This is a genomic window from Dysgonomonas sp. 521, assembly GCF_010501055.1.
Taxonomy (GTDB): domain Bacteria; phylum Bacteroidota; class Bacteroidia; order Bacteroidales; family Dysgonomonadaceae; genus Dysgonomonas.
Genome location: NZ_QVMO01000030.1, coordinates 1 through 6,263, shown reverse-complemented (window position 1 = coordinate 6,263; position 6,263 = coordinate 1). Strand labels below are relative to the sequence as shown.

The following is a 6,263-nucleotide window of genomic DNA, read 5'->3' as shown; positions in this document are numbered from 1 at the left end:
CCCCGCCTGCGGAACAGATGCACGGAGTCGCGACGCAACGTCAAGACAGAGGATAGACCCTGCAAATCAGGCGTCAGCCAGCGCCGTTAGCAAGCCTACGGGGTACCCACCCGGTGCAGTCGGCGTAGAATGAAGTGCGGGCGCTTTTAAGCATCGTCTGCCAATTATCGCAATGATGAATCTTTCATCACTTCATTCAGCCGGCAAACCGATGCTGGGTCGTACGGCGAAGCGGGGCGCAATGCTTTTTTGCTTACTTTTGGAGCTTCGGCCAAAAGTAAGGCAAGCAATCTGTGATTACGCGCAGAATAAAAAATAATTGAACGTTTTAAGTAGCGAGGGCAGAACTGAATTAAAAAATCATGTTATGCCAAGTCACGACAAACAACGTTCACAGGAGCGAAGCGTATGTAAAACGACTAATGGAATTGAACACATAATTTAAACAAAACGAAATACTGATTCACATGAATAATGCAAATCAAGGGTTGCTCTGGGTTGAAGTATACTATTATAAATCAATCTTCTGTTTTGCAGTCAGGGGTCTAAGTCCACGAAGTAGGCTAATCATGGATAACTACGGGTAAAACCTGTGGAAAATGTGGATAGGGGGGAGACATATTTTCCAGCCAGTCCCTGCCACGGGTTTTGCCCGTGGTTATCCGCCTTCAGTCCCTTCGGGCAATAAGTTACTGTGTTTTTTAACCCTTGATTCGCATTAATAATAAAGGATTCTTTGAAATAATTAAACATCTATCAACTGGTAACAGCGGAAGTACCAACAAAACGTAGTAAAAAAAGTAACAGGATAAAACAACCAAAACACTGTCACCTTTGTCACTTTTTAACAATTAGAAAACAATAGACGATAAGAAAACCTCATAAAAGAAATATTATACGATCAATACTAAAGTATAGAATCGTCCGTTCTATAAATAATCATTTTTAACACTATCTGCATATATGAGAAAATCTCTACTCTTTATTTTACTTTGTGTAACCATCAGCATAAATGCTCAAACACGGAAAATGCTCACTGAGATAAATTCCATACAATCGCGGGAGCTAATCAGCTTTAAGTATAATGCAAAGAACCAGCTGATCTATTTCCTCGAAAAAGGACCTGTCACTTACCGCGAGTTCAATCTGAAATATGATAAAGCAAATGGCCTGTTAGTCGAATATACGATGAATAAAGACAGGGGCGAAATGGTTATCGGTTCGAAACTCACATACACCAATGACGGCTATATAACGGAAGAGGCTAAAAGCAGCGGCAAGCAGCTTCGTAAAATGACCGAATACAATAAAATATACATTGACGGTTCGGGCAGACTGACTAAAACCGTATTTGAAGACGGGAAACTATGGGAAGAATTCACGTATGACGAGAATAGCAACCTGACAAAATATCTGGTACATTCCGCCTTTGGTAAAAATGACGTTATTACTGAGTATAAGTTTGACAGGAATAAAGCAATTTTTTCGAATATCGCCAATCTTCCATTGTGGTTCTGGCCGTTGCACATGAACAATATGAAGTGGTGCAGTGATTTTACAGGAAGCAACAATGCTGTGGAAAATACGACTCAGGATTCAAGGTTTGGAACAAATACGATCGAGATTACATACGAGTATGACGAAGACGGCTATCCGGTAAAGCAATATTATGACAATGAACTGGTTAAAGAATTCAGATATACAATTATAAGATAAAAAGAAGGTTGTCAAAAGTAAAAAAAGAGTGATTGTCATTACGGGCTTGACCTGCAATCTCCTCACAATTAAGACTGGCTGCTTGGAGGCTTATCAGGCACGGAATGACAGGCTTTTTGACACACCCTCTTTCTTCTCTTTAGGCATTTTTCAACTACTGATTAACATTGTTAGCAGACTATTAAATTCTGTTATATTCTCTTCTTTCCAATATGAAACAAACAGCAATATAAGTCTCTAATAATATGACCTATACACCTTTGTATATTATAAAATTTGAAATACAGAACGAAAACAATAAAATGTTAAAAAATGGCATAATTTTAAACCTCTGGGATGAATTTCAATCTAAGAATCATAAAACGTTTAAAACTTGAATGATTATGAAAAGATTACTTTTATCATTAGCTATATTATTATGCGTCTCACTTACAACAGTTAATGCGCAAGAAGGAAGAAGAGACGGAAGACGGGGATTTTCTCTGCCACAGGAATTAAACTTAACTACAGAACAACAGCAAAAAGTGGAATCTGTGAATGCAGATTTCAAGACCAAGATGTCCGAATTGAGAGAAAAATCAGATATCTCGAAAGAAGACAAGGGAACTAAAATGAGGGAGCTTAGAAAAGAGCACCGTGATGCTATCAATAATATCCTTACCCCTGAACAACAGGCTAAAATGAAAGAATTGCAAAGCAAGAGAGAAAAAGCAATGAGCATGAAAGGCAAAAGACAGGGTCGTAAAATGGATATGAGAGCACAACATAACAACCCGATGAAGGACCTCAACCTGACAGATGCACAAAAACAACAGATCAAAACATTGAACGAAGATTACAGAACAAAAACTAAAGAACTGGCACAGCAACACCTTAATGATTTGAACAAGATCTATACCCCTGAACAGCAGGCAAAGCTAAAGGACATGAGGAAGGATTTTGCTAAAAACCGCCATTTTGCAAACGGTAAAAGGGGTAACATGAAACTGGATGAAGCTAGTATAGCTAAACTAAAGACGCTGAAAGAAAACTACAACAAAGAAAAGAGAGCTATTGAACTCAGCCGTATAGCTCCTGATGCTCAAAAACAGAAATTGTCAGACTTACGCGATAATTTCAGGAAAGAGAAGCGCCAGATAATAAGCGAAGCCCGTAAGGTTCAAGAAAATAAGCCGGCTTAACACGTCTACATAAATCTTGCGAAAGGCTGTCTGATTTAGGCAGTCTTTCTTTTTTCACAAGTCAATTACTGAATAATATTTTGCTACTTTTGTAATCAACAAAATTCAGTACAAAACAGATGATTCCTTTTCTCTACAACGTAGCTCAGGCATACTATAAGGCTAATGGGCAAAAAATAAGCCAATATACTTTCGTTTTCCCAAACCGGAGAGCCGGGGTCTTCTTCCAGTACTACCTGTCGCAAATAGCCGGCAAACCTGTCTTCTCGCCGGAAATACTTACGATAGCCAACTTGTTCGAACACCTGAGCCCATATAAAAAAGCCGACCGCATAGAAATGCTTTTCATCCTGTTCAATATATATAAGCGGATAAGCGGTTCCGGCGAAACATTCGATGAATTCCTTTATTGGGGCGAAATGCTACTGAATGACTTTGACGATGTGGACAAATATCTGGTGGACGCACAGCAACTATTCAGGAATATCAAAGACCTGAAGGAGATAGATGCCGGATTTGAGTTCCTTACAGAATCACAAACAGAAGCCATCCGCCGTTTCTGGTCAAACTTTCTGCCTGTAGGAGAGAATAACAAGAAAAAAGACTTCCTCGAAATGTGGGAGGTTCTCTTTCAACTATACACCTCATTAAGAGAGCAGCTAATCCAGAAAGGCCAGGCTTATGAAGGCATGATTTTCAGGGATGTGATAGAACAAGTGTCTAAAGACCCTGAATACGGGCTGCCTTTCGAAAAGATCATATTTGTCGGACTAAACGGACACAGCAAGTCTGAAGAAAAGCTGCTTAGTTACCTTCACAAAAGAGGAATCGCCGATTTTTACTGGGATTATTCCTCCCCTTTGGTACGGGATCCACAGAATAAGGCTTCATTCTTTATGGATAAGAATAAGGCGCAGTTCCCCTCCCAATTAACCTTACAGCCGGAAGAACTGAGTATGGAACTGCCTGTTGTGGAAACTATAGGTATTCCTTCATCTGTAGGTCAGGCAAAGTATGTACATACCATTATCAGGTCACTGGTAAAGGATAAGCGGATATCCTCGCCCGAACAAGCTATGAGCACAGCATTGGTCTTACCCGACGAAAACCTGTTACTCCCCACATTATATTCTATCCCCGAAGAAATAGATAAGATAAATATAACAATGGGTTATAGCCTGAACAACAGTTCTGTATCAGGACTTATGGAGCATATATTCGAACTACAGCGGAATGTACGCCGGTCTGAAAACAGTACCGGGTTCTATTATAAGCCTGTGCTCGCTATACTCAACCATCGCTATATCACTAACATAACCGGGGAGGAAGCTAAGAAGCTAAGGCTAAACATACTGCAATACAACAAGGTTATCGTTTCCGACAGGGAATTGCATACGCATCCCCTACTCCACCTTATCTTCAGCCCCATCGACAACTGGCAGGATATCCCCGAATACCTGAGAAAGATACTGGCTACGCTGAAAACCTCGCTATATGTGCAGGAGGTAAACAACGAAGAGAATGAGGATATTAATGCCCGTTCGGTAGACATCGAAGGCGAATTTATAGTAGAATACTATAAGACTATAAATAAGATGGATGACGCCCTGAAAAATGTCTCCGCAGAGATGACCATAGAAACGTACTTCAAGCTGTTGAAGAAGCTGATCGTCAATATAAGCGTACCTTTCACCGGCGAACCCTTATCAGGGCTACAGGTTATGGGGGTATTGGAAACCCGCGCGCTGGACTTCGACAACCTGATAATACTGTCGATGAATGAAGGCATATTCCCACTGAAACGGGCTGCCAGCTCCTTCATCCCTTACAATCTGCGGAAGGGCTTCGAGCTACCCACATACGAGCATCAGGACAGCATCTTCTCATACCACTTCTACCGCCTGATAAACAGGGCAAAGCGTATCTACCTGTTGTATGATACTCGTACCGAAGGGCTGCAAACAGGAGAGGTCAGCCGCTATTTCAACCAGATAAAACACCTGTATGCCGGCTCCTTTGACATCCGCGAAAAGCAGACCATTTATAAGGTATCATCAGCCGGGAGCCTTGCCATATCGATCAGTAAAACACCGCAGATACAGGAGAAGATGAATGTATTCCTGCAAGGTGGCAACAAACTGCTTTCTGCCAGTGCCATCAATGTGTACCTGAATTGTCCCCTCCAATTTTACTTTTCTGTGGTAGAAAATATGGCCGAAGAAGACGAAGTAGTGGAAACGATTGAAGCCAGCATGTTCGGTACCATTTTCCACTCTATCATGGAATGGCTGTACGAACCGTTTAAAGGGAAAATGATAACCGCGGACTTACTCCATAAAATAAGGAAAGATGAGAAACTACTGACTGAAATGATCGAACGTTCGTTTGCCGAAAACTACTTCCAGTCAGAAAGGGTAAAGAAACTGACAGGACAGAACTACCTGACGGGAGAAGTATTGCGTAAATACATCAAGCAGGTTCTGGTAACCGATGCAGGACTTACACCTTTTATCTACACCGATTCGGAAGAACGGATAAGAAGGGATTATCCGCTCCCATCCGGAAAGGTAGTATCGCTAAAAGGGATTATCGACCGGGTAGATGAAGTGAAAGGACATACCCGCATCATTGACTACAAGACAGGTAAAGGCGTCCTCAGGTACAAAGAAATGAAGGATCTGTTCGACAAAGAGATGAAAGACCGCCCGAAAGCCGTAATGCAGGTATTCATGTATTCGCATCTGTATATGCTCAACAATCCCGACACGATAGTGGAACCGGGTATATATTACCTGCGTAACCTGTTCGACCCGAAATTCAATCCGGGGGTAGTCAACAAATCAGTCAGGAATGACGACCATATAACCGATTTTTCAATATACAGAAACGAATTCAAAGAACACTTCGATGCCTGCCTGGAAGAGATATTCAACCCCGAAGTTCCATTCATCCAAACCCCTACAGGAGAAGCCTGTAAGTGGTGCATCTTTACGAATATATGTAAAAAATAAGCCAGTGTTTGCTATAATACAAAAGATATAAAAAGTGACAAAAGTGACTCCTTTTATATAATTTTTAGTTGTTACCTTTTTTGTAATTAAAACAAACACATCAAAATTTATCACACTATATAATAAGATAAATTTAAAACCAGAAGCTGACAGATTCTAACACTGACAGAAATCTTTTTTCAATATCCTTTTAATAAAACACTTTCTTCTATGTTGTAATCCAAATATTCGGAGTATTATTTTTCGTTTTTATTTTTTTTCATAAAAACAACTACATTTGTATCAGGAAGTTGAAGAGGAAACAGGCTCTGCTGGGGAGCAACTTGTCAGCAATACACTTCCTGCGTTACGCAGT

The 6,263-nt window shown here is 40.6% G+C and carries 3 protein-coding genes; all 3 read left to right on the top strand.

Annotation, left to right across the window (positions count from 1 at the left end; genetic code table 11):
- Positions 1 to 963: 963 nt before the first annotated feature.
- The gene (locus tag D0T84_RS10015) at positions 964 to 1,716 is read left to right on the top strand and encodes a hypothetical protein (RefSeq protein WP_163307745.1); all 753 of its coding nucleotides are present in this window, start codon (positions 964 to 966) and stop codon (positions 1,714 to 1,716) included.
- A gap of 383 nt (positions 1,717 to 2,099) precedes the next feature.
- On the top strand, positions 2,100 to 2,897 hold the full coding sequence (locus D0T84_RS10010; RefSeq protein ID WP_163307744.1) for a hypothetical protein: 798 nt from the start codon (positions 2,100 to 2,102) through the stop codon (positions 2,895 to 2,897).
- A gap of 119 nt (positions 2,898 to 3,016) precedes the next feature.
- Positions 3,017 to 5,908 carry a PD-(D/E)XK nuclease family protein gene (locus D0T84_RS10005; protein ID WP_163307743.1) on the top strand — a complete coding sequence of 964 codons (2,892 nt, stop codon included), beginning with the start codon at positions 3,017 to 3,019 and terminating at the stop codon, positions 5,906 to 5,908.
- Positions 5,909 to 6,263 lie beyond the last annotated feature (355 nt).